Here is a 21,347-nt window from a genome sequence, read left to right as displayed (position 1 = left end):
GAGAAACCCCGATATCCGCATGAACATCATCGAACCCGGCATCCGCAATCTCGCGCTGGCGAAGGACATCCTGCTCACGCCGTACGGCCTCGACGAAAGCCTGCTCACGCGCACGATCGCCGACATCTTCACGCATCGCGTCGACTACGCGGACCTGTACTTCCAGGCAACCCGCAGCGAAGCGTGGAGCCTCGAGGAAGGCATCGTCAAATCGGGCAGCTTCAGCATCGACCAGGGCGTCGGCGTGCGCGCGGTCGCGGGCGACCGCACCGCGTTCGCGTACTCGGACGACCTGTCGCCCGAAGCGATCGCGCAAGCCGCCGCCGCCACCAAGGCGATCGCGGCGGCCGGCGGCGGCCGCCAGAAGATCAAGGCAGCCACGTCGCTGACGGGCATCTCGGGCCGCGACCTGTACCTGCCGTCCGACCCGCTCGCGTCGCTCGACGCGACGGCCAAGGTCAAGCTGCTCGAACGCATCGAGCAGATGGCGCGCGGGCGCGATCCGCGCATCACGCAGGTGATGGCGGGCCTCGCCGGCGAATACGACGTCGTGCTGGTCGCACGCAGCGACGGCGCGCTCGCGGCCGACATCCGCCCGCTCGTACGCGTGTCGGTGACGGTGATCGCCGAGCAGAACGGCCGTCGCGAGATCGGCTCGGGCGGCGGCGGCGGCCGCTTCGACTACGGCTACTTCACCGACGACGTGCTGTCGCGCTACGTCGACGACGCCGTGCACGCGGCGCTCGTCAACCTCGATGCACGTCCCGCGCCGGCCGGCGCGATGACGGTCGTGCTCGGGCCGGGCTGGCCGGGCGTGCTGCTGCACGAGGCGATCGGCCACGGCCTCGAAGGCGACTTCAACCGCAAGGGCTCGTCCGCGTTCGCGGGCCGGATCGGCGAGCAGGTCGCCGCGAAGGGCGTGACGGTGGTCGACGACGGCACGCTGCCGAACCGCCGCGGCTCGCTGAACATCGACGACGAGGGTAACCCGACGCAGTGCACGACGCTGATCGAGGACGGCATCCTGAAGGGCTACATCCAGGACACGCTGAACGCGCGCCTGATGAAGATGCCGGTGACGGGCAACGCGCGGCGCGAGTCGTACGCGGCGCTGCCGATGCCGCGCATGACGAACACCTACATGCTGAACGGCGACAAGGATCCGCAGGAAATCATCGCGTCGGTGAAGAACGGCCTGTACGCGGTGAACTTCGGCGGCGGCCAGGTCGACATCACGAACGGCAAGTTCGTGTTCTCGGCGTCCGAGGCGTACATGATCGAGAACGGCAAGATCACCTACCCGGTGAAGGGCGCGACGCTGATCGGCAGCGGCCCGGAATCGCTGAAGTACGTGAGCATGATCGGCAACGACATGTCGCTCGACACGGGCGTCGGCGTATGCGGCAAGGAAGGCCAGAGCGTGCCGGTCGGCGTCGGCCAGCCGACCCTGCGGATCGACAAGATGACGGTCGGCGGTACGGCATAACCGCATCGCGGCGCAGACAATCCGCGCAGTTTGACGAAAACGCGCGGATTGTCCGCATTTTCGACGGTTCCCGGTTGCCAGCCGGACGGGGACGGGGTATAAATTCCGAATCAACTTTTTTGACGAGCCGAATTTCCGTCATGTCCGCCAAGTTTTACTTTTACTTTTTTTGGTATCTCAGACCGCTGGCGGATCGAGAGGGTTGATGGCGCGTAAAGCGCAACCGAAATTCCCGAAAAAACCGCCGGCGAACCCGGCGGTTTTTTTTCGCCCTTCGCCAGCCGGTCGCCGCCGCAGCCGTTCAGCAGCCCCGACCGACACCACTGAATCGCCCGAATCGATGAATCTGCCGCACGCCCACTGACCGAACGGCGCCCGGAAAATGAGGAGAAACAGCATGCCCCCGCACAACACCGACGACGTCCGCATCCGCGAACTCAAGGAACTGACGCCGCCCGCCCACCTGATCCGCGAATTCGCGTGCTCCGAAGCCGCGTCCGAGCTGATCTACCACTCGCGCCAGTCGATGCACCGCATCCTGCACGGGATGGACGACCGGCTGATCGTCGTGATCGGGCCGTGCTCGATCCATGACACGAAGGCGGCGATCGAATACGCGGGCCGGCTCGTGAAGGAACGCGAGCGCTTCAAGGGCGAACTCGAAATCGTGATGCGCGTGTACTTCGAGAAGCCGCGCACGACGGTCGGCTGGAAGGGGCTCATCAACGATCCGCACCTCGACAATAGCTTCAAGATCAACGAAGGGCTGCGCACCGCGCGCGAGCTGCTGCTGCAGATCAACGAAATGGGGCTGCCGGCAGCAACCGAATACCTCGACATGATCAGCCCGCAGTACATCGCCGACCTGATCTCGTGGGGCGCGATCGGCGCGCGCACGACCGAGTCGCAGGTGCACCGCGAACTCGCGTCGGGGCTGTCGTGCCCGGTCGGCTTCAAGAACGGCACCGACGGCAACGTGAAGATCGCGGTCGACGCGATCAAGGCCGCGTCGCAGCCGCACCATTTCCTGTCGGTGACGAAGGGCGGCCATTCGGCGATCGTGTCGACGGCCGGCAACGAGGACTGCCACGTGATCCTGCGCGGCGGCAAGGCGCCGAACTACGACGCGGACAGCGTGAATGCCGCGTGCGCGGACATCGGCAAGGCCGGCCTCGCCGCGCGTCTGATGATCGACGCGAGCCATGCGAACAGCTCGAAGAAGCACGAGAACCAGATTCCCGTGTGCGCCGACATCGGCCGCCAGGTCGCGGCCGGCGACGAACGCATCGTCGGCGTGATGATCGAGTCGCACCTGGTCGAGGGCCGTCAGGACCTGAAGGAAGGCTGCGCGCTGACCTACGGCCAGAGCATCACCGACGCGTGCATCGCGTGGGACGACAGCGTGAAGGTGCTCGAAGGCCTCGCGGAATCGGTAAAGGCGCGCCGCGTCGCGCGCGGCAGCGGCAACTGAAGGACGCGTACGGCCTCGCCTGGCGGCAGATTGGCCACCCGGCCAGCCTGCGGTCGGCGTGTCGCCCTGCCAGACTAGCTAACACTACCTAGCTAATCAGAGGCCGACCATGCCGACCGTCAACATGCACGATGCCAAGTCGCGGCTTTCGAGCCTCGTCGAAGCGCTTGAATTGGGGCGGGAGTCCGAAGTCGTGATCGCCCGCAATGGGCATCCGGTCGCCCGGATCGTTCCTTACGCCGCGCCGAAGCGGATCGGCGCAGCCCGTCAGTTGCTGGCCGGATTGAATATCCCGACAAGCGTCGACGCATTCAATGCCGGCGATGAATCGATCGCCGCCGACTTCGATGCCAGCTCGGATCACGGGCTCGCGCCGTGAAGCTGCTGCTCGACACGCACATCGCGCTCTGGGCGGCTGAAGGCGCGCCGCAACTGTCGGCAACCGCGGCCGCGTTGATCGAACATCCCGAAAACACGCTGTACGTCAGCGCCGCGTCAATTTGGGAAATCGCGATCAAATACCGCACAGGCAATCTGCCCGTCCATCCGAGAGATGCACGTTCGGCCTTTCGGCTTGCGGGTTTTGCGGAGTTGCCGATCAGCAGCGATCACGTCGAAGGCGTCGCCGTACTGCCCGACTTTCCCGATCATGCCGATCCATTCGACCGCATGATGGTCGCGCAGGCACTCCATGAAGGGACACCGCTGATCAGCGCCGATGCCAAGGTGTGGCGCTATCACCCCACCTTGATGCTGCGCGCCTGACGCGCCATCCGCAACGAAGAAGCCCGGCTCGCGCCGGGCTTTTTTATTGGCCGGAGACCATCGGTGCGCGCATCACTCGAGCGCGCCCGAACCGAAGATCTCGGTATTCACGCGCTCCGGCGCGACGCCCAGCGCGACGAGCGCGTCGCGCTGGGCCTTCATGAACGCGACCGGCCCGCAGATGTAGTAATCGGCGTCCGCCACCAGCGCGTACTGCTGCACGCGCTCCGGCGTGAGGCGCCCTTCGAGGTCGTGGTCGATGCCGACGCGATCGTTCGGGCCGACCAGTTCGTACAGCACCGTGCGCTTGACGTTCGCGTGTTCGCCGACGGTGTCGTTCAGCCAGTCGCGGAACGCGTGCACCGCGCCCGAACGGCAGGCGTGGATGAATCGCACGTCGCGCGGGCTGCCCGCCGCGATCAGCGTCGACGCCATCGACATCATCGGCGTGATGCCGACGCCGCCCGAGATCAGCACGACCGGCGTATCCACGTCGCGCTTCAGCGAAAAGTCGCCCATCGGCGCGGTGACTTCGACGATCGCGCCCTCTTCGACGCCATCGTGCATCAGCGTCGACACCTTGCCGGCCGGAATCGCTTCCGGCTTGCCGGCCTCGCGCTTCACCGAGATGCGCAGCCACTGGCCGTGCGGCGCATCGGACAGGCTGTACTGGCGCGGCTGGTCGACGCCGAGCTCGCCGACGAAGCGCTTCACCGTGACGTACTGGCCCGGCTCGAACGTCGGCGCTTCGCCGCCGTCGGCGGGCGTCAGGTAGAACGACGTGATCTCGTCGCTTTCACGCACCTTGCGCGCGACCTTGAACGGACGGAAGCCGCTCCACGCGGCGTTCGCGTACAGATCGGCCTCGGCGCCGATCATGATCTGCGCGAGCTGGCCGTATGCGACGCGCCAGGCTTCGAGCGTGTCGGCATCGACCGCGTCGCCGAGCACCTCGACGATCGATGCGAGCAGGTTCTCGCCGACGATCGGGTAATGCTCGGGGCGGATGTTCAGGCTCGCGTGCTTGTGCGAGATGCGCGAGACCGCGCCGCCCAGCGCGCCGAGGTTGTCGATGTTCGCCGCATACGCGTAGACGGCCTTCGCGAGCGTCTCGGGCTGGCTGCCGGTCTTCTGGTGCGTCTGGTTGAACAGGTTCTTCAGTTCCGGATGACGCGCGAACATGCGCTGGTAGAAGTGCTTCGTGATCGTCGCGCCGTGCTCGGCGAGGACGGGGGCGGTGGCCTTCACACGGGCCATCTGGTCAGCGGTGATGTGGGTCATGTTCGTTCTCCGTTAAACATGCATAAACAATACATGTTTAAAAACGGACGTCCCCCGGGCAAATTGTCGCAGTGCGCAAAAACGCGACGGCGGGCTAGCGGACGCGCCCGCGCTCCCACAGCACGTCGGCGCCGCCGCCCGCGCGGTTCAGCACGCGCGCCAGCACGAACAGCAGGTCGGACAGCCGGTTCACGTACCGCCGCGGTGCGTCATTGAGCGTGTCGCTACGCCCGAGCGCGACGATCGAGCGCTCCGCACGGCGGCACACGGTGCGGCAGACGTGCGCGAGCGACGCCGCGCGCGAGCCGGCCGGCAGGATGAATTCCTTCAGCGGCGGCAGCGTCGCGTTGTAGTCGGCAAGCCACCGGTCGAGCCGGGCGAGATGCGTGTCGTCGAGCACCGCGTGGCCGGGAATGCACAGCTCGCCGCCGAGATCGAACAGGTCGTGCTGGATCGTGACGAGCGCCGTGCGGACGTCGTCCGGCAGCGTCTCGGCCAGCAGCACGCCGAGATTCGAGTTCAGTTCGTCGACGTCGCCGATCGCGGCGATCCGCGCGTCGTCCTTGCCGATGCGCCGCCCGTCGCCGAGGCCGGTGGTGCCGTCGTCGCCCGTGCGCGTCGCGATCTTGCTCAAGCGGTTGCCCATGCGAATGTCCTCTCGTGCGCGGCCGCCACGCGGCCCGGTTGGCTGGAACGCGATTATCGCAGCCCGCGGCGGCAGGCGCAGCGGACGTTACAGCGTAGAATGGGCCGACAGTTCGACAAGCAGTCAGGAGACATTCGTGAATCACCCTGCCCCGCCGGCCGCCACGCGCCGCCCGCTGCCCCCCGCCATGCTCGATGCACTGCGCGCCGCCTTCGGCGAGCGCGTGTCGACCGCCGACGCGGTCCGCGCCCATCACGGCCGCGACGAATCCCCGTTCGATCCGCAACTGCCCGACGCCGTCGTGTTCGCGCACAGCACCGACGACGTGCGCGAGGTCGTGTCGCTGTGCTCGCTCTACAGCGTGCCGCTGATTCCGTACGGCGCCGGCTCGTCGCTCGAAGGCCACCTGCTCGCGGTGCGCGGCGGCGTGTCGCTCGACCTGTCCGAAATGAACCGCGTGCTGTCGATCAACGCCGAAGACCTGACCGTGACGGTCGAGCCGGGCATCACGCGCAAGGCGCTCAACGAAGCGCTGCGCGACACCGGCCTGTTCTTCCCGATCGATCCGGGCGCCGACGCCAGCATCGGCGGGATGACCGCGACCCGCGCATCGGGCACCAACGCCGTACGCTACGGCACGATGCGCGAGAACGTGCTCGGCCTGACCGCGGTGCTCGCGGACGGCCGCGTGGTGAAAACCGGCTCGCGCGCGCGCAAGTCGTCGGCCGGCTACGACCTCACGCGCCTGTTCGTCGGGTCCGAAGGCACGCTCGGCGTGATCACCGAGATCACGCTGCGCCTGCACCCGCTGCCCGAGGCCGTGTCGGCCGCGATCTGCACGTTCCCGACGATGGGCGACGCGGTGCGCACGGTGATCGAGACGATCCAGATCGGCGTGCCGATCGCGCGCGTCGAATTCGTCGATGCGCTTGCGGTGCGCTCGATCAACCGTCACTCGAACCTGACGCTGACCGAGGCGCCGACGCTGTTCTTCGAGTTCCACGGCACCGATGCCGGCGTGAAGGAACAGGCCGAACTCGTGCAGGCGCTCGCCGGCCAGAACGCCGGCCAGGGCTTCGAATGGGCGACCCGTCCCGAGGATCGCACGCGGCTCTGGTCCGCACGCCACAACGCGTACTTCGCGATGCTGCAGTTGAAGCCCGGCTGCCGCGCGGTGACGACCGACGTGTGCGTGCCGATCTCGCAGCTCGCCGCGTGCGTCGAGGAAACCGAGGTTGACCTGCGCGCGTCGTCGCTGCCCTGTCCGATCGTCGGCCACGTCGGCGACGGCAATTTCCACGTCGCGATCCTGATCGATCCCGACAAGCCCGAGGAACTCGCCGAAGCCGAACACATCAACGACCGGATCGTCGAGCGCGCGCTGCGCCTGGGCGGCACCTGCACGGGCGAGCACGGCGTCGGGCTGCACAAGATGCGCTTCCTGCCGAAGGAGCACGGCGACAACGCGATCGACACGATGCGCGCGATCAAGCTCGCGCTCGATCCACGCAACCTGATGAATCCAGGCAAGATTTTCACGTGCTGACCGGCGGCGCGAGCTCGCGCCTCACGCAGGAGACTTCATGAACGCTCCCGTCGAACTGTCGAGCGCCGCACGCGCGCAGCGCCAGCGCGAAGTCGTGCAGGCGCTGATGGCCGTGCTGCCGACGCACTGCCTGCTGTACCGCGACGAGGACACGGCGCCGTACGAATGCGACGGCCTGTCCGCGTACCGCCGGCTGCCGCTCGCGGTCGCGCTGCCCGAGACGGAATCGCAAGTGCAGCGGATCGTGCAGATCTGCCGCCGCATGGAAGTGCCGATCGTGCCGCGCGGCGCCGGCACGAGCCTGTCGGGCGGCGCGCTGCCGATCGCGCTCGGCGTCGTGCTGTCGCTCGCGCGCTTCACGCGCATCGTCGAAGTCGACCCGTACGCGCGCACGGCGACCGTGCAGCCCGGCGTGCGCAACCTCGCGATCTCGGAAGCGGCCGCGCCGTACGGCCTGTATTACGCGCCCGATCCGTCGTCGCAGATCGCGTGCACGATCGGCGGCAACGTCGCGGAAAACTCCGGCGGCGTCCACTGCCTGAAATACGGGCTGACCGTGCACAACGTGATGCGCGTGCGCGCGGTGACGATCGACGGCGAGGTCGTCGAATTCGGCTCGCTCGCGCTCGACATGCCGGGCCTCGACCTGCTCGCGGTGATGATCGGCAGCGAAGGGATGTTCGCGATCGTCACCGAGGTCACGGTGCGGCTGATCCCCAAGCCGCAGACCGCGCAGCTCGTGATGGCGAGCTTCGACGACGTCGTCAAGGGCGGCGAGGCGGTGGCAGCGATCATCGCGTCGGGCATCATCCCGGCCGGGCTCGAGATGATGGACAAGCCGGCCACGCAGGCCGTCGAGGCGTTCACGCACGCGGGCTACGACCTCGACGCGAAGGCGATCCTGCTGTGCGAATCGGACGGCACGCCGGAAGAAGTCGCCGAGGAAATCGTGCGGATGACGGCCGTGCTGCGCGAACACGGCGCGACGCGCATCCAGGTGTCGCGCAACGAACATGAACGGCTGCGCTTCTGGTCCGGCCGCAAGAACGCGTTCCCGGCCGCCGGGCGCATTTCCGCCGATTACTACTGCATGGACGGCACCGTGCCGCGCCGCGCGATCGGCCCGCTGCTCGCGCGCATCGAGCAGCTCGAAACGCGCTACGGGCTGCGCTGCATCAACGTGTTCCATGCGGGCGACGGCAACATGCATCCGCTGATCCTGTACAACGCGAACGATCCGGACGAGCTGCACCGCGCCGAGCAGTTCGGCGCGGAAATCCTCGAATGCTGCGTGGAATTCGGCGGCAGCGTGACGGGCGAGCACGGTGTCGGCATCGAAAAACTCAATTCGATGTGCGTGCAGTTCTCGCCGCAGGAGCGCGACGCGTTCTTCGCGGTCAAGCGCGCGTTCGATCCGGCCGGGCTGCTGAACCCGGACAAGGGCATCCCGACCCGTGCGCGCTGCGCGGAATACGGTCGCCAGCACGTGCGCGGCGGGCTGTTGCCGCACCCCGACCTGCCGCGCTTCTGAGCGGCGTGCGGGCCGTGGCCCGCACCGGTGGCCGCGGTCCGCGGGTCTGCCGCGCCCGCGCGGCGCGTTCGCGCGCCGGCGCGAGCCTGCCGCACGCGATACGGGGCTTAGGGATAGTCGCGATGTGGAATCGCGCCACCCCGGTACAATCGACCGGACAACGAGACGAGAAAGCAACGGAACATGGAAGAGGACGACATCGTCGCCGGATGGGCCGAGCGCATCCGCGCCGCCAGTGCCGACGGCCGGCCGCTGCGGATTCGCGGCGGCGGCACCAAGGACTGGTACGGCCAGGCGCTCGAGGGCGAAATACTCGACACGCGCGCGTTTCAGGGCGTCGTGTCGTACGACCCGGCCGAACTCGTCGTCACGGTCCGCGCGGGCACGCCGCTCGCGCAGCTTGAAACCGTCCTCGCCGAGTGCGGCCAGATGCTGCCGTTCGAACCGCCGCATTTCGGGCGCGCGGCCACCGTCGGCGGCTGCGTCGCAGCCGGTCTCGCGGGCCCGCGCCGCGCCACCTGCGGCGCTCCGCGCGATTTCGTGCTCGGCACCACGCTGATGAACGGCCGCGGTGAGATGCTGCGCTTCGGCGGGCAGGTGGTGAAGAACGTCGCCGGCTACGACGTGTCGCGGCTGATGGCCGGCGCGCTCGGTACGCTCGGGCTGATGCTCGACCTGTCGATCAAGGTGCTGCCGATGCCCGTCGCCGAAGTCACGCTGAAGTTCGAGATGACCGCGACCGACGCGGTGCGCAAGCTCAACGAATGGGGCGGCCATCCGCTGCCGGTCAGCGCGAGCGCGTGGCGCAACGGCACGCTCGTGCTGCGCCTGTCGGGCGCGGAAGCCGCCGTCAAATCCGCGAAAACGCTGCTCGGCGGCGAAGTCGTCGACGCGGTCGAGGCCGAGCGTTTCTGGTCCGGCCTGCGCGAGCACACCGACCCGTTCTTCAACGGCATCCCGCCCGGCTACGCGCTGTGGCGCCTGTCGCTGCCGTCGATCACCGAACCGATGCACCTGCCGGGCACCCAGTTGATGGAATGGGGCGGCGCGCAGCGCTGGTGGATCACCGACGCCGACGCGCAAACCGTGCGCATGAGCGCGAAGCAGGCCGGCGGCCATGCGACGCTGTTCCGCGCGGGCGACACCTACGACCGCAGCGCGGGCGTGTTCACGCCGCTGCCGGCGCCGATGATGAAGATCCACCGCGGGCTGAAAAGCGCGTTCGATCCCGCGCGCATCTTCAATCGCGGCCGGCTTTACCCTGAGCTCTGAGGGCTGGATGCAAACGAATCTCGCCGATTTCATCCGCAATACGCCCGACGGCGACGAGGCCGACGCGATCCTGCGCAAGTGCGTGCACTGCGGGTTCTGCACCGCGACCTGTCCGACTTATCAACTGCTCGGCGACGAACTCGACGGCCCGCGCGGCCGCATCTACCTGATCAAGCAGATGGTCGAAGGCGCACCCGTCACGCGCAGCACGCAACAGCATCTCGACCGCTGCCTCACCTGCCGCAGTTGCGAGACGACCTGCCCGTCCGGCGTCCAGTACGGCCGGCTCGTCGAGATCGGCCGCAAGCACGTCGAAGCTCAGGTGGAGCGCCCCGCGCAGCAGCGGCTGATGCGCCGCATGCTCGCGAGCGTCGTGCCGAACGCCGCGCTGTTCTCGCCGATGATGCGGCTCGGCCAGCACGTGCGGCCGCTGCTGCCGAAGCGGCTGCGCGACAAGGTGCCGCCGCGCACGCGGCTGCTCGAATGGCCGCACCGCACGCATCCGCGCAAGATGCTGATGCTCGGCGGCTGCGTGCAGCCGTCGATGCTGCCGAACATCAACATCGCGACCGCGCGCGTGCTGGACGCGCTCGGCATCGAGACGGTCGTCGCGCCGGACGCGGGCTGCTGCGGCGCGATCCGCCTGCATCTGAACTATCACGACGAAGCGCTCGACGACGCACGTCGCAACATCGACGCGTGGTGGCCCCACGTCGAACAGGGCGCCGAGGCGATCGTGATGAACGCGTCGGGCTGCGGCGCGACGGTGCTCGAGTACGCGCACCTGCTGCGCGACGATCCGGCCTACGCGGAGAAGGCGCAGCGCATCGTTTCGCTGACGCGCGACATCTCCGACGTGCTGCTCGCGTTCGAGGCCGAACTCGCGACGATCGCGCGGCGCCGCGCGATCCATACGGTCGCCTACCACCCGCCGTGCACGCTGCAGCACGGTCAACAATCGCGCGGCAAGGTCGAGCGCCTGCTGGAGACGCTCGGCATCGACGTGCGGCTGCCGGCCGACAGCCATCTGTGCTGCGGCTCGGCCGGCACCTACTCGCTGACGCAGCCGTCGCTGTCGTACCGGTTGCGCAAGCAGAAGCTGCTGAAGCTCCAGGCGCTCGAGCCGCAGATGATCGTGTCCGGCAACGTCGGCTGCATCGCGCACCTGCAAAGCGGCACGCAGGTGCCGGTCGCCCACTGGGTCCAGCTCGTCGAGCATCTGCTGTACGGCTAGGGGCTGTTCGCGCTCGTAACGGGCGCGCGCGGCGTCCGTATAATGAGCGGATCGATGCGCCGCGGATCGCGACGCATCGGCTTCATGCCCGCTTCCGTGCCGCTCCCGTGCCTGCTTCCGTGCCCGTCATGTCCGATCTCGCCGCCCGTCTCGACTCCGTTCACCGCCGCATCGCCGACGCCGCCCGCGCGGCCGGCCGCGATCCCGCCACCGTCGCGCTGCTCGCCGTGTCGAAGACGTTTCCGGCCCACGACGTGCGCGCCGCGCATGCGGCCGGCCAGCGCGCCTTCGGCGAAAACTACGTGCAGGAATCGATCGACAAGATCGACGCGCTCGCCGACCTGCGCGCGAGCCTCGAATGGCATTTCATCGGCCCGCTGCAATCGAACAAGACGCGCCCCGTCGCCGAGCGCTTCGACTGGGTCCATTCGGTCGACCGGCTGAAGATCGCGCAGCGCCTGTCGGAACAGCGCCCCGCGCACCTGCCGCCGCTCAACGTGTGCGTGCAGGTGAACATCAGCGGCGAGGCGTCGAAGAGCGGCGTCGCGCCGGCCGACGTGGCCGAAGTCGCGCGGGCGGTCGCCGCGCTGCCGTCGCTGCGGCTGCGCGGCCTGATGGCGATTCCCGAACCGGCCGACGACCCCGACGCGCAACGCGCGCCGCATCGCGCGCTGCGCGCGTTGTTCGACACGTTGCGCGCCGGCGGCCTGCCGCTCGACACGCTGTCGATGGGCATGTCCGCCGATCTCGATGCCGCCGTGCTCGAAGGCGCGACGATCGTGCGCGTCGGCACCGCGATCTTCGGCGCGCGCGATTACTCGCACTGAACGCCGCGCCCTTTTCCGCCTTTCCGTTCACTCACTCGCTCATTCCCGACATCATGAAAATCGCATTCATCGGCGGCGGCAACATGGCCGCGGCCCTGATCGGCGGCCTGATCAAGCGCGGCGTCGCCGCGGACGGCCTGTATGCCATCGACGTCAACGAAGAAGTCCGCGCGCGCGCGGCACAGCAATTCGGCGTGCGCACCGGCGCGGCGATCGACGCGACGCTCGCCGATTACGACGCGATCGTGCTCGCGGTGAAGCCGCAGGTACTGCACGACGTCGCGCAGGCGCTGGCGCCACACCTGAAGTCGCAGCTCGTGATCAGCATCGCGGCCGGCATCCGCGGCACGGATCTCGCCCGCTGGCTCGGCGGCTACGCGCGCGTCGTGCGCACGATGCCGAACACGCCCGCGCTGGTCGGCATGGGCGTGACGGGCCTGGCCGCGCTGCCGGGCGTCGACGCCGCCGGCCGCGAACTCGCGTCGAACGTGCTCGGCGCGGTCGGCGAGATCGTGTGGTTCGACGACGAAGCGCAGCTCGATGCGGTCACCGCGATTTCGGGCAGCGGCCCCGCGTACGTGTTCTATTTCATCGAAGCGCTGCAGGAAGCCGCGCGCCGCCTCGGCATGAACGACGAGCAGGGCCGCGCGCTCGCGGTCGCGACGTTCACCGGCGCCGCGCAACTGGCCGCGCAGTCGGGCGAGCCGGCCAGCGTGCTGCGCGAACGCGTGACGTCGAAGGGCGGCACGACGGCCGCCGCGCTCGCGGCGTTCGACGCGCAGGGCGTGAAGGAAGCGATCGTGCGCGGCGCGCTCGCGGCCGAAGCACGCGCGAAGGAAATGGGCGACGAGCTCGGCCGCGCGTAAGCGTGACGGCGGCGCCGGTCATGCCGGCGCCGGATGTAAAAAAAGCGACCGTCAGGTCGCTTTTTCGTTGGCGCCGCGAGAAAGAGCGCGCGGTGTGTCGTTCAGTTGCCCGCCAGCAGGTAATGCGCGGCGATGCCCGCGAACAGCACGCCGCCCAGCCAGTTGTTGTGGCGGAACGCCGCGAAGCACGGCATCCGTTCGCGGTCCTTGATCAGCGTGTAGTGATACAACGCGCAGCCGAGCGCCGCCGCCCAGCCCACCCAGTACGCGGGACCGAAGCCGAGCGTCACGCCGATCCACACGTAGATGCCGAGCGTCATCGCGTAGCACGTCATCACGGCCGCGACGTCGAAACGGCCGAACGTCAGCGCGGACGTGCGGATGCCGATCTTGATGTCGTCGTCGCGATCGACCATCGCATATTCGGTGTCGTACGCGACCGACCAGAAGATGTTCGCGACCAGCATCACCCACGCCAGCATCGGCACCGTATCCTGCACGGCCGCGAACGCCATCGGGATGCCGAAGCCGAACGCGATGCCGAGATACGCCTGCGGAATCGCGAAGAAGCGCTTCATGAACGGATAGGAGCCGGCGACGAACAGCGCGACGACCGACAATTGTTTCGTCAGCGTATTGAGCGGCAGGATCAGCAAAAACGCGATGAACGACAGCCCGACCGCGATCGCGACGGCTTCCCATGCGTGGATCTTGCCGGACGTCAGCGGCCGGTCGGCCGTGCGCTTCACGTGACGGTCGAAATCGCGGTCGGCGTAGTCGTTCATCGCGCAGCCGGCCGAGCGCATCAGCAGCGTGCCGAGCGTGAAGATCACGAGCAGCGGCCAGCGCGGGTGGCCGTCCGACGCGATCCACAGCGCGTTGAGCGTCGGCCACAGCAGCAGCAGGCTGCCGATCGGCTTGTCCATCCGGACGAGCCGCAGATACAGGGGAAAGCGGGCAAGCATGGCGAAGCACCGGGAAGAGAATCCCGGCATTTTAGAGCCGAGCGGTGCTTCGCGTCATGTCGGCGCGCCGCGCGGCCGGTGACCGCAGCGGGCCGGCGGGCCGCCGCGACCCGCTACGCGCGGCCACGCAGCGGCGCGCATCAATCCGGGGACAGATGCAAAGCCGCTCAGAAGCAGGCCGGCCTGCCGTCCCCGGCCGCGTGCGGCTTACGCGAGCAGCGACCGCAGCATCCATGCGGTCTTTTCATGCGTCTGCAGGCGCTGGGTCAGCAGGTCCGCGGTCGGCTCGTCGCTCGCCGCATCGGCGATGGGGAAGATTTCACGCGCGGTGCGCACGACCGCCTCGTGCCCTTCGACGAGCTGACGGATCATTTCCTCGGCGGCCGGCACGCCCTTCGCTTCCGGCACCGACGACAGTTTCGCGAACTCGCCGAACGTGCCGGGCGCGACGACGCCCAGCGTGCGAATGCGTTCCGCGACGGAATCGACCGCGAGCCACAGTTCGTTGTACTGCTCCTCGAACATCAGGTGCAGTGTGTTGAACATCGGTCCGGTCACGTTCCAGTGGAAATTGTGGGTCTTCAGGTACAGCGAAAACGTATCGGCGAGCAGGCGCGACAGGCCGTCCGCGATGTTCTTGCGGTCCTTGTCGCTGATACCGATGTTGATCTGCGTGGCGTTGCCTTTCTTGGCCATCTTCGGGACTCCTCATTCGAAATGTTGAACCGGCGAAAATGCGTCGAGCAATCCGCATGCCGCGTCGCGCGGCATCCGTTCGCGACTCGCCAGTCTAGCGTCGCGAAATCGTCGCTGCCATCGTTGTCGTCAGCCGCCTGCGGCCGACACGACCGGCGCGAGCGCGTGCAGCGCCTGCGAGACCAGCTCCACCGCCCCGCCGACGACGATCGCGAAGCCGACGGCGTAGCGCGCCAGTTCGACCGGCGAGCGCAGAATGGGCGACGCGGCGGCACGCATGTTGAGCATCATTTGCGTCATGGTCACTCCTTCGACAAGACATCGTTCAGAGAAGAAACGGCCGGTCGTTCGACCGGCCGTTTCAGGTTACTGCATCACTGCTTTACTGCATCACCGCATCACGACCGGGTTCATGCGAGGTCGAAGCGGTCGAGGTTCATCACCTTGTTCCAGGCGGCGACGAAGTCGCGCACGAACTTCTCCTGCGCATCCGCGCTGCCGTACACCTCGGCCAGCGCGCGCAGTTGCGAGTGCGAGCCGAAGATCAGGTCAACGCGCGTGCCCGTCCACTTGACCGCGCCCGTCGCGCGATCGCGCCCTTCGAACACGTCGTTCGCGGCCGACACCGGCTTCCATTCCGTGCGCATGTCGAGCAGGTTCGCGAAGAAGTCGTTCGACAGCGTGCCCGGACGATCGGTGAACACGCCGTGCTTCGAGTCGCCGACGTTCGCGCCGAGCACGCGCAAGCCGCCGACCAGCACGGTCATCTCCGGCGCCGTCAACGTCAGCAGTTGCGCCTTGTCGACCAGCAGCGCCTCGGCCGGCGTCTTGTACGGGTGCTTCAGGTAGTTGCGGAACCCGTCGGCGAGCGGCTCGAGCACGGCCATCGCGTCGACGTCGGTTTCTTCCTGCGACGCATCCATCCGGCCCGGCGCGAACGGCACCGTGATCGCGACGCCCGCGTTCTTCGCCGCCTGCTCGACGCCGGCCGCACCGGCCAGCACGATCAGGTCGGCCAGCGACACCTTCTTGCCGCCCGTCTGCGCATCGTTGAACGCCTTCTGCACGCCTTCGAGCGCTTCGAGTACCGCCGCGAGCGCCGCCGGCTGGTTCACTTCCCAGTCCTTCTGCGGCGCGAGGCGGATGCGCGCGCCGTTCGCGCCACCGCGCTTGTCCGACCCGCGGAACGTCGCCGCGGACGCCCAGGCGGTCGACACGAGCTGCGACACCGACAGGCCCGTGGCCAGCACCTTCGCCTTCAGCGCGGCGACGTCGGCGTCGTCGATCAGCGGATGATCGACGGCCGGGATCGGGTCCTGCCACAGCAGGTGTTCCGCCGGCACTTCCGGGCCGAGGTAGCGCGAGCGCGGACCCATGTCACGGTGCGTCAGCTTGAACCACGCACGTGCGAATGCGTCGGCGAATTCGGCCGGGTTCTCGTGGAAGCGGCGCGAGATCTTTTCGTAGGCCGGGTCGAAACGCAGCGACAGGTCGGTCGTCAGCATCGTCGGGCGATGCTTCTTCGACGCGTCGTACGCATCGGGAATCACCTCGTCCGCATCCTTCGCGACCCACTGGTGCGCGCCGGCCGGGCTCTTCGTGAGCTCCCACTCGTAGCTGAACAGGTGCTTGAAGAAGTCGTTGCTCCACTTCGTCGGCGTCGAGGTCCACGTGACTTCGAGGCCGCTCGTGATCGTGTCCTTGCCCTTGCCGGTGCCGAAGGTGCTCTTCCAGCCGAGCCCCTGCTCCTCGAGGCCCGCGGCTTCCGGCTCGGGGCCGACGTTCGAGGCCGGGCCGGCGCCGTGCGTCTTGCCGAACGTGTGACCGCCCGCGATCAGCGCGACGGTTTCCTCGTCGTTCATCGCCATCCGCGCGAACGTCTCGCGGATGTCGTGCGCGGCGGCGACCGGGTCGGGGTTGCCGTCCGGACCTTCCGGGTTCACGTAGATCAGGCCCATCTGCACCGCGGCGAGCGGGCTTTCGAGCTCGCGCTTGCCCGTGTAGCGGCTGTTCGGGCCGCCGCTCAGTTCCAGCCAGATCTTTTCCGAGCCCCAGTAGACGTCGTCCGGTTCCCACGTGTCGACGCGGCCGCCGGCATAGCCGAACGTCTTGAAGCCCATCGATTCGAGCGCGACGTTGCCGGTCAGGATCAGCAGGTCGGCCCACGAGATGTTGCGGCCGTACTTCTGCTTGATCGGCCACAGCAGGCGACGCGCCTTGTCGAGGCTCACGTTGTCCGGCCAGCTGTTGAGCGGCGCGAAGCGCTGCTGCCCGCCGCCCGCGCCGCCACGGCCGTCGGCCGTGCGGTACGTGCCCGCGCTATGCCACGCCATGCGCACGAACAGGCCGCCGTAGTGGCCGAAGTCGGCCGGCCACCAGTCCTGCGACGTCGTCATCAGCGCGTGCAGGTCCTGCTTCACCGCGGCGAGATCCAGCTTCTTGAACGCCTCGGCGTAGTCGAAATCCGGGTCCATCGGATCGGACAGCGCCGAATGCCGATGCAGGACGTTGAGGTTCAGCTGATTCGGCCACCAGTCCTTGTTCGTCGTGCCGCTGCCTGCGGTGTGGTTGAACGGGCACTTGGTTTCGTTCGACATGCTTTTTCTCCTTTACTTGCTCGTAGGCCCCCACGTGCCGGGCGCGGTTCGTGGAGCATTGCGGGGGGTAAGAAACGGAACAGGCGGCTTCTCCTGTCGTACTACGGGATGTCGTGCGCGGCCTTCGGCACGCGTTCCCGCTGCAACGCGCCGCAGGCGGGGCGCTCGGGGACGCGGCGGCCGGCAGTCGTCATGCCGGCGCGGCGGGTGGTTTTTCGGGTATCGGACATGCAATGCTCCCTCATGGCTTGACGGCGGGTGAATCGGGGGAACACAGGACCGGTGCGCGGCGGCACTCATCCGCCATACACACGGTCCGCCAGGTACGCGAACGCAATCGGACGCAGGCCGCGAACCGCCGCCCTGGCGCGATGTACGACCATGTCGCGCGACGGGATGTTCCGTTGCGCGTGCTGCAATACCGACCGCATCATGACATCCTCCTTTGACGTTTGCATTCAACGTGCATCCCGCACGTCGGCTACGACGCCGATCCATGTAGAGGATTCTATCTACATCTATCAATTATTTGAATTTGATAAATTTCATCTATGCGATAGGGAAAAATAAACGGGGCCGCAAGGCCCCGTTCATCATGCCGCCACACCCGCATGCGCGGGTGCGTCAATTCATCGTGGCCGGCATGTCGAGCTTCGCGACGCCGGGCAGCTCGCAGGCAGAGATGGCGTCGCTGATCGCGTCGATCGCGGGCATCCGCGTGAAGCTCTTGCGCCATACGAGCACCACACGCCGATCGGGCACCGGTTCGTTGAACGGCACGTACGACAGCAGTTCGGCATCGGGACCGTTCGCGCGCGGGCCGATCTCGGCGACCGACATTCGCGGCAGCACCGTGATGCCGACGCCGCTCGCGACCATGTGGCGAATGGTTTCGAGCGACGAGCCCTCGAAGGTCTTCTGGATGCCGTCGGCCGTCTGCGAGAAGCGCATCAGTTCCGGACACACGCCGAGCACGTGATCGCGGAAGCAGTGGCCGTTGCCGAGCAGCAGCATGGTTTCCTGCTTCAGGTCCTCGGCGTCGATCTCGTCGCGCTTCTCCCACGGGTGGCCCGCCGGCAGCGCGACGACGAACGGCTCGTCGTACAGCGGCCGCACCATCAGGCCGGTTTCGGGGAACGGCAGCGCCATGATCGCGGCGTCGATCTCGCCCTGCTTCAGCAGTTCGAGCAGCTTCAGCGTGTAGTTCTCCTGCAGCATCAGCGGCATCTGCGGGACACGCTGGATCATCTGCTTGACGAGCGTCGGCAGCAGGTACGGCCCGATCGTGTAGATCACGCCGAGGCGGAACGGGCCGACGAGCGGGTCCTTGCCCTGCTTCGCGATCTCCTTGATCGCGAAGGTCTGCTCCAGCACGCGCTGCGCCTGGGTGACGATCTGGTCGCCGATCGGCGTCACGCTCACTTCGCTCGCGCCGCGCTCGAAAATCTGCACGTTGAGCTCGTCTTCGAGCTTCTTGATCGCCACCGAGAGCGTCGGCTGGCTCACGAAGCACGCTTCGGCCGCGCGGCCGAAATGCCGCTCGCGCGCAACCGCGACGATGTATTTCAATTCAGTCAGCGTCATTGTGGGTCAATCAGAGATATACAGGCGATAGGTTTAATTTATACACCTGTTGGCACCGGTTCGCCAAGTTTCTCTGCATCGCGAGGCGTCGATTGGCGTCGATCGGCGGCTTTCGATCCGGCCCCGAGCCGCTCGATCAGGCCTTCAGGTACTGTTCGCGCGCGCCGAGCCAGCGCGCGAGATGCTGCGTGACGACCTCCGGGTACGCGGCAATCAGCCGCGCCGCGGCCTCGCGGGCCGGGTCGATCAGCCAGCCGTCGGTCTCGAGGTTCGCGAAACGCAGCATCGCCGCGCCCGACTGGCGCGCGCCGAGGAATTCGCCCGGGCCGCGGATTTCGAGGTCGCGCCGCGCGATCTCGAAGCCGTCGGTCGTCTCGCGCATCGTCTTCAGCCGCTCGCGGCCGGTGAGCGACAGCGGCCCGCTGTACAGCAGCACGCACACCGACGCCGCGGTGCCGCGCCCGACCCGGCCGCGCAGCTGGTGCAACTGCGCGAGGCCGAAACGTTCCGCGTGCTCGATCACCATCAGCGACGCGTTCGGCACGTCGACGCCCACCTCGATCACCGTCGTCGCGACCAGCAGCTGCACTTCGTTGCGCGTGAACGCCTCCATCACGGCCGCCTTGTCGGCCGGCGACAGCCGGCCGTGCACGAGCCCGACCTTCAGCTCGGGCAGCGCCGCGGCCAGCGTCTCGTAGGTTTCGACGGCCGTCTGCAGCTGCAGCGTCTCGCTCTCCTCGATCAGCGGGCACACCCAGTACACCTGGCGCCCGGTGAGCGCGGCCTCGCGCACGCGGGCGATCACCTCGTCGCGCCGCGCGTCGCCGACGACGCGCGTCAGCACCGGCGTGCGGCCGGGCGGCAACTCGTCGATCGTCGACACTTCGAGATCCGCGTAGTACGTCATCGCGAGCGTGCGCGGAATCGGCGTGGCCGACATCATCAGCTGGTGCGGCTGAAAGTCGCGCGCGCCGTTGGCCGCGTTCGCGGCCTTCGCACGCAGCGCGAGACGCTGCTCGACGCCGAAGCGGTGCTGCTCGTCGACGATCACGAGGCCGAGCCGCGCGAATTCGACCGTGTCCTGGATGATCGCGTGCGTACCGATCACGAGCTGCGCGGTGCCGAGCGCGGCCGCCTCGATCGCCGCGCGCTTCTCCTTCGCCTTCAGGCTGCCCGCGAGCCACGCGACCGTGACGCCGAGCGGCTCGAGCCATGCGCGCAGCTTGCGCGCGTGCTGTTCCGCGAGGATTTCGGTGGGCGCCATCAGCGCAGCCTGGTAGCCGGCGTCGATCGCCTGCGTGGCGGCCAGCGCCGCGACGACCGTCTTGCCGCTGCCGACGTCGCCCTGCAGCAGCCGCTGCATCGGGTGCGCGAGCGTGAGGTCGTGCGCGATCTCGTCGACGACGCGCGCCTGCGCGCCCGTCAGCGTGAACGGCAGCGCCGCGTAAAGGCGCGTGGTCAGCGCGTCGGCATCGCGCGCGGTGCGGCGCGGCATCGCGGGCGCGGCGCGCGTGCGGCGCTCCTCGTGCGCACGCTTGAGCGACAGCTGCTGCGCGAGCAGTTCCTCGAACTTGATGCGCGTCCACGCCGGATGCGAGCCGTCCATCAGCGCGGCTTCGTCCGAATCGACGCGCGGGTGGTGCAGGATGCGCACCGCCTGCTCGAGCGTCGGCACGTCGAGCGGCTTCAGGTAATCGCGCTGGATCTCCGGCGGCAGCAGTTCGGGCAGCGGCGTGCGCTCGACCGCGTTCTCGATCGCCTTGCGCAGATACGCCTGCGACACGCCGGCCGTGCTCGGGTAGACGGGCGTGAGCACCTGCGGCAGCGGCGCATCCGCTTCGACGACGCGCACGGCCGGATGCACCATCTCCATCCCGAAAAAGCCGCCGCGCACGTCGCCGCGCACGCGCAGCCGCTGGCCGACGGCCATCTGCTTGACCTGCGACCCGTAGAAATTCAGGAAGCGCAGCACGAGCTGCTCGCCGTCGTCGTCCCGGATCTTCACGACGAGCTGGCGGCGCGGCCGGTACGCGACCTCGTTGTCGAACACGACGCCTTCGGTCTGCGCGATGCCGCCCGGCAGCAATTCGCCGATCGGCGTGAGCGTGGTTTCGTCCTCGTAGCGCATCGGCAGATGCAGCACGAGATCGATCGAACGCGTGAGCCCGAGCTTCGCGAGCTTGTCGGCGGTTTTCACCGGCTTGTCGGCGGCCGGCTTCTTCTTGCGCTTCGCACCGGCCGCGCCTGCCTCGTCGCTCGCGGCGGCGCCGTCGGCGTCGGGCGCGGCGGCCGCGGGCTGCGCGAGCCGGCCGTCGGCGCCGCGCTTCGGGCCGGCGCGACGCGTACCGGAGCCCGATGCGAACGGCGCGGGCGACGCGGCATCGTCCGCGTCGAACGGATCGGCGGAATCGGCAACGGCGGCGGGAGAACGGCGTGGTGACACAGGCATCGGATCGTCTGGGTGCTTCGCAAGGCAAGTACAATAGCGGCTTTCACGTCGTCCGAACGAACGACGCCGGCCAGGCCGCGCATCCCGTCATCATAGCGGCTCGCGCGCCCCGATTACGCGTTTCCGCCCTG

Annotated in this window: 20 protein-coding genes; 10 read left to right on the top strand and 10 right to left on the bottom strand. The window is 68.0% G+C overall.

Translation table 11 applies throughout. The annotated features are described in order from the left end of the window. The first annotated feature begins 19 nt into the window (after positions 1 to 19). Complete coding sequence (gene tldD, locus KU887_RS03650; RefSeq protein WP_006489294.1) at positions 20 to 1,486, top strand: metalloprotease TldD; 1,467 nt, start codon at positions 20 to 22, stop codon at positions 1,484 to 1,486. 177 nt (positions 1,487 to 1,663) lie between these two features. Here tldD and KU887_RS03645 read toward each other — a convergent pair whose 3' ends face one another. Next, the gene (locus KU887_RS03645) at positions 1,664 to 1,885 is read right to left on the bottom strand and encodes a hypothetical protein (protein ID WP_006497499.1); all 222 of its coding nucleotides are present in this window, start codon (positions 1,883 to 1,885) and stop codon (positions 1,664 to 1,666) included. Here KU887_RS03645 and aroG point away from each other — a divergent pair. The 3 genes from aroG (at position 1,884) to KU887_RS03630 (ending at position 3,722) form a co-directional block, all read left to right on the top strand. Continuing rightward, positions 1,884 to 2,957: a 3-deoxy-7-phosphoheptulonate synthase AroG gene (gene aroG, locus KU887_RS03640; RefSeq protein ID WP_006489288.1), complete on the top strand. Its 1,074-nt coding sequence runs from the start codon at positions 1,884 to 1,886 to the stop codon at positions 2,955 to 2,957. The two genes, KU887_RS03645 and aroG, sit on opposite strands and share 2 nt — an antisense overlap. A 109-nt stretch (positions 2,958 to 3,066) precedes the next feature. Beyond that, positions 3,067 to 3,336: a type II toxin-antitoxin system Phd/YefM family antitoxin gene (locus tag KU887_RS03635; RefSeq protein WP_006489304.1), complete on the top strand. Its 270-nt coding sequence runs from the start codon at positions 3,067 to 3,069 to the stop codon at positions 3,334 to 3,336. Next, positions 3,333 to 3,722, top strand: a complete 390-nt coding sequence (locus KU887_RS03630; RefSeq protein WP_062884106.1) for a type II toxin-antitoxin system VapC family toxin — start codon at positions 3,333 to 3,335, stop codon at positions 3,720 to 3,722. Before KU887_RS03635 ends, KU887_RS03630 begins: the two co-directional genes overlap by 4 nt. Before the next feature lie 72 nt (positions 3,723 to 3,794). On the opposite strand, the gene hmpA is transcribed toward KU887_RS03630, so the two are convergent. Together hmpA and KU887_RS03620 are read right to left on the bottom strand one after the other, a co-directional pair. Further along, positions 3,795 to 5,003: an NO-inducible flavohemoprotein gene (gene hmpA / locus KU887_RS03625; protein ID WP_058902155.1), complete on the bottom strand. Its 1,209-nt coding sequence runs from the start codon at positions 5,001 to 5,003 to the stop codon at positions 3,795 to 3,797. 94 nt (positions 5,004 to 5,097) lie between these two features. Beyond that, a complete protein-coding gene (locus tag KU887_RS03620; RefSeq protein WP_058902154.1) occupies positions 5,098 to 5,649 on the bottom strand; it encodes a cob(I)yrinic acid a,c-diamide adenosyltransferase in 552 nt (183 codons plus the stop codon). 136 nt (positions 5,650 to 5,785) lie between these two features. Here KU887_RS03620 and KU887_RS03615 point away from each other — a divergent pair, with 136 nt between their 5' ends. From KU887_RS03615 to proC, 6 genes are all read left to right on the top strand, one after another. Beyond that, entirely contained in the window at positions 5,786 to 7,195 is a 1,410-nt protein-coding gene (locus KU887_RS03615; protein WP_034201002.1) for an FAD-binding oxidoreductase, read from the top strand. A 37-nt stretch (positions 7,196 to 7,232) separates the two neighbouring features. Continuing rightward, positions 7,233 to 8,726, top strand: coding sequence for an FAD-linked oxidase C-terminal domain-containing protein (locus KU887_RS03610; RefSeq protein WP_006497501.1), 1,494 nt, complete (start codon positions 7,233 to 7,235; stop codon positions 8,724 to 8,726). A gap of 183 nt (positions 8,727 to 8,909) precedes the next feature. Then, positions 8,910 to 9,998, top strand: coding sequence for a glycolate oxidase subunit GlcE (gene glcE / locus KU887_RS03605; RefSeq protein ID WP_006488938.1), 1,089 nt, complete (start codon positions 8,910 to 8,912; stop codon positions 9,996 to 9,998). 7 nt (positions 9,999 to 10,005) lie between these two features. Next, positions 10,006 to 11,232 carry a glycolate oxidase subunit GlcF gene (gene glcF, locus KU887_RS03600; protein ID WP_059721649.1) on the top strand — a complete coding sequence of 409 codons (1,227 nt, stop codon included), beginning with the start codon at positions 10,006 to 10,008 and terminating at the stop codon, positions 11,230 to 11,232. Positions 11,233 to 11,360: 128 nt separating this feature from the next. After that, on the top strand, positions 11,361 to 12,059 hold the full coding sequence (locus KU887_RS03595; RefSeq protein WP_059721650.1) for a YggS family pyridoxal phosphate-dependent enzyme: 699 nt from the start codon (positions 11,361 to 11,363) through the stop codon (positions 12,057 to 12,059). A gap of 53 nt (positions 12,060 to 12,112) precedes the next feature. After that, a complete protein-coding gene (proC, locus tag KU887_RS03590; protein ID WP_006497505.1) occupies positions 12,113 to 12,925 on the top strand; it encodes a pyrroline-5-carboxylate reductase in 813 nt (270 codons plus the stop codon). 101 nt (positions 12,926 to 13,026) lie between these two features. Here proC and ubiA read toward each other — a convergent pair whose 3' ends face one another. The 7 genes from ubiA to recG form a co-directional block, all read right to left on the bottom strand. After that, positions 13,027 to 13,890, bottom strand: coding sequence for a 4-hydroxybenzoate octaprenyltransferase (gene ubiA / locus KU887_RS03585; protein WP_006497506.1), 864 nt, complete (start codon positions 13,888 to 13,890; stop codon positions 13,027 to 13,029). Between the two features lie 207 nt (positions 13,891 to 14,097). Beyond that, positions 14,098 to 14,586: a non-specific DNA-binding protein DpsA gene (dpsA, locus tag KU887_RS03580; protein WP_006483665.1), complete on the bottom strand. Its 489-nt coding sequence runs from the start codon at positions 14,584 to 14,586 to the stop codon at positions 14,098 to 14,100. A 129-nt stretch (positions 14,587 to 14,715) separates the two neighbouring features. After that, complete coding sequence (locus KU887_RS03575) at positions 14,716 to 14,886, bottom strand: hypothetical protein (RefSeq protein WP_006483662.1); 171 nt, start codon at positions 14,884 to 14,886, stop codon at positions 14,716 to 14,718. Between the two features lie 110 nt (positions 14,887 to 14,996). Then, entirely contained in the window at positions 14,997 to 17,183 is a 2,187-nt protein-coding gene (gene katG, locus KU887_RS03570; RefSeq protein WP_258254515.1) for a catalase/peroxidase HPI, read from the bottom strand. A gap of 101 nt (positions 17,184 to 17,284) precedes the next feature. Beyond that, positions 17,285 to 17,413, bottom strand: a complete 129-nt coding sequence (locus tag KU887_RS03565) for a hypothetical protein (protein ID WP_006483667.1) — start codon at positions 17,411 to 17,413, stop codon at positions 17,285 to 17,287. 394 nt (positions 17,414 to 17,807) lie between these two features. After that, on the bottom strand, positions 17,808 to 18,767 hold the full coding sequence (locus tag KU887_RS03560; protein WP_006483664.1) for a LysR substrate-binding domain-containing protein: 960 nt from the start codon (positions 18,765 to 18,767) through the stop codon (positions 17,808 to 17,810). Between the two features lie 136 nt (positions 18,768 to 18,903). After that, a complete protein-coding gene (gene recG, locus KU887_RS03555; RefSeq protein WP_034201006.1) occupies positions 18,904 to 21,216 on the bottom strand; it encodes an ATP-dependent DNA helicase RecG in 2,313 nt (770 codons plus the stop codon). Positions 21,217 to 21,347: the final 131 nt, after the last annotated feature.

This window comes from Burkholderia sp. EMB26, from assembly GCF_024730645.1.
In the GTDB taxonomy this organism is placed as follows: domain Bacteria; phylum Pseudomonadota; class Gammaproteobacteria; order Burkholderiales; family Burkholderiaceae; genus Burkholderia; species Burkholderia cenocepacia.
Note: the sequence above shows the minus strand (reverse complement) of the source record. Positions and strands in the feature narration are given on the sequence as shown.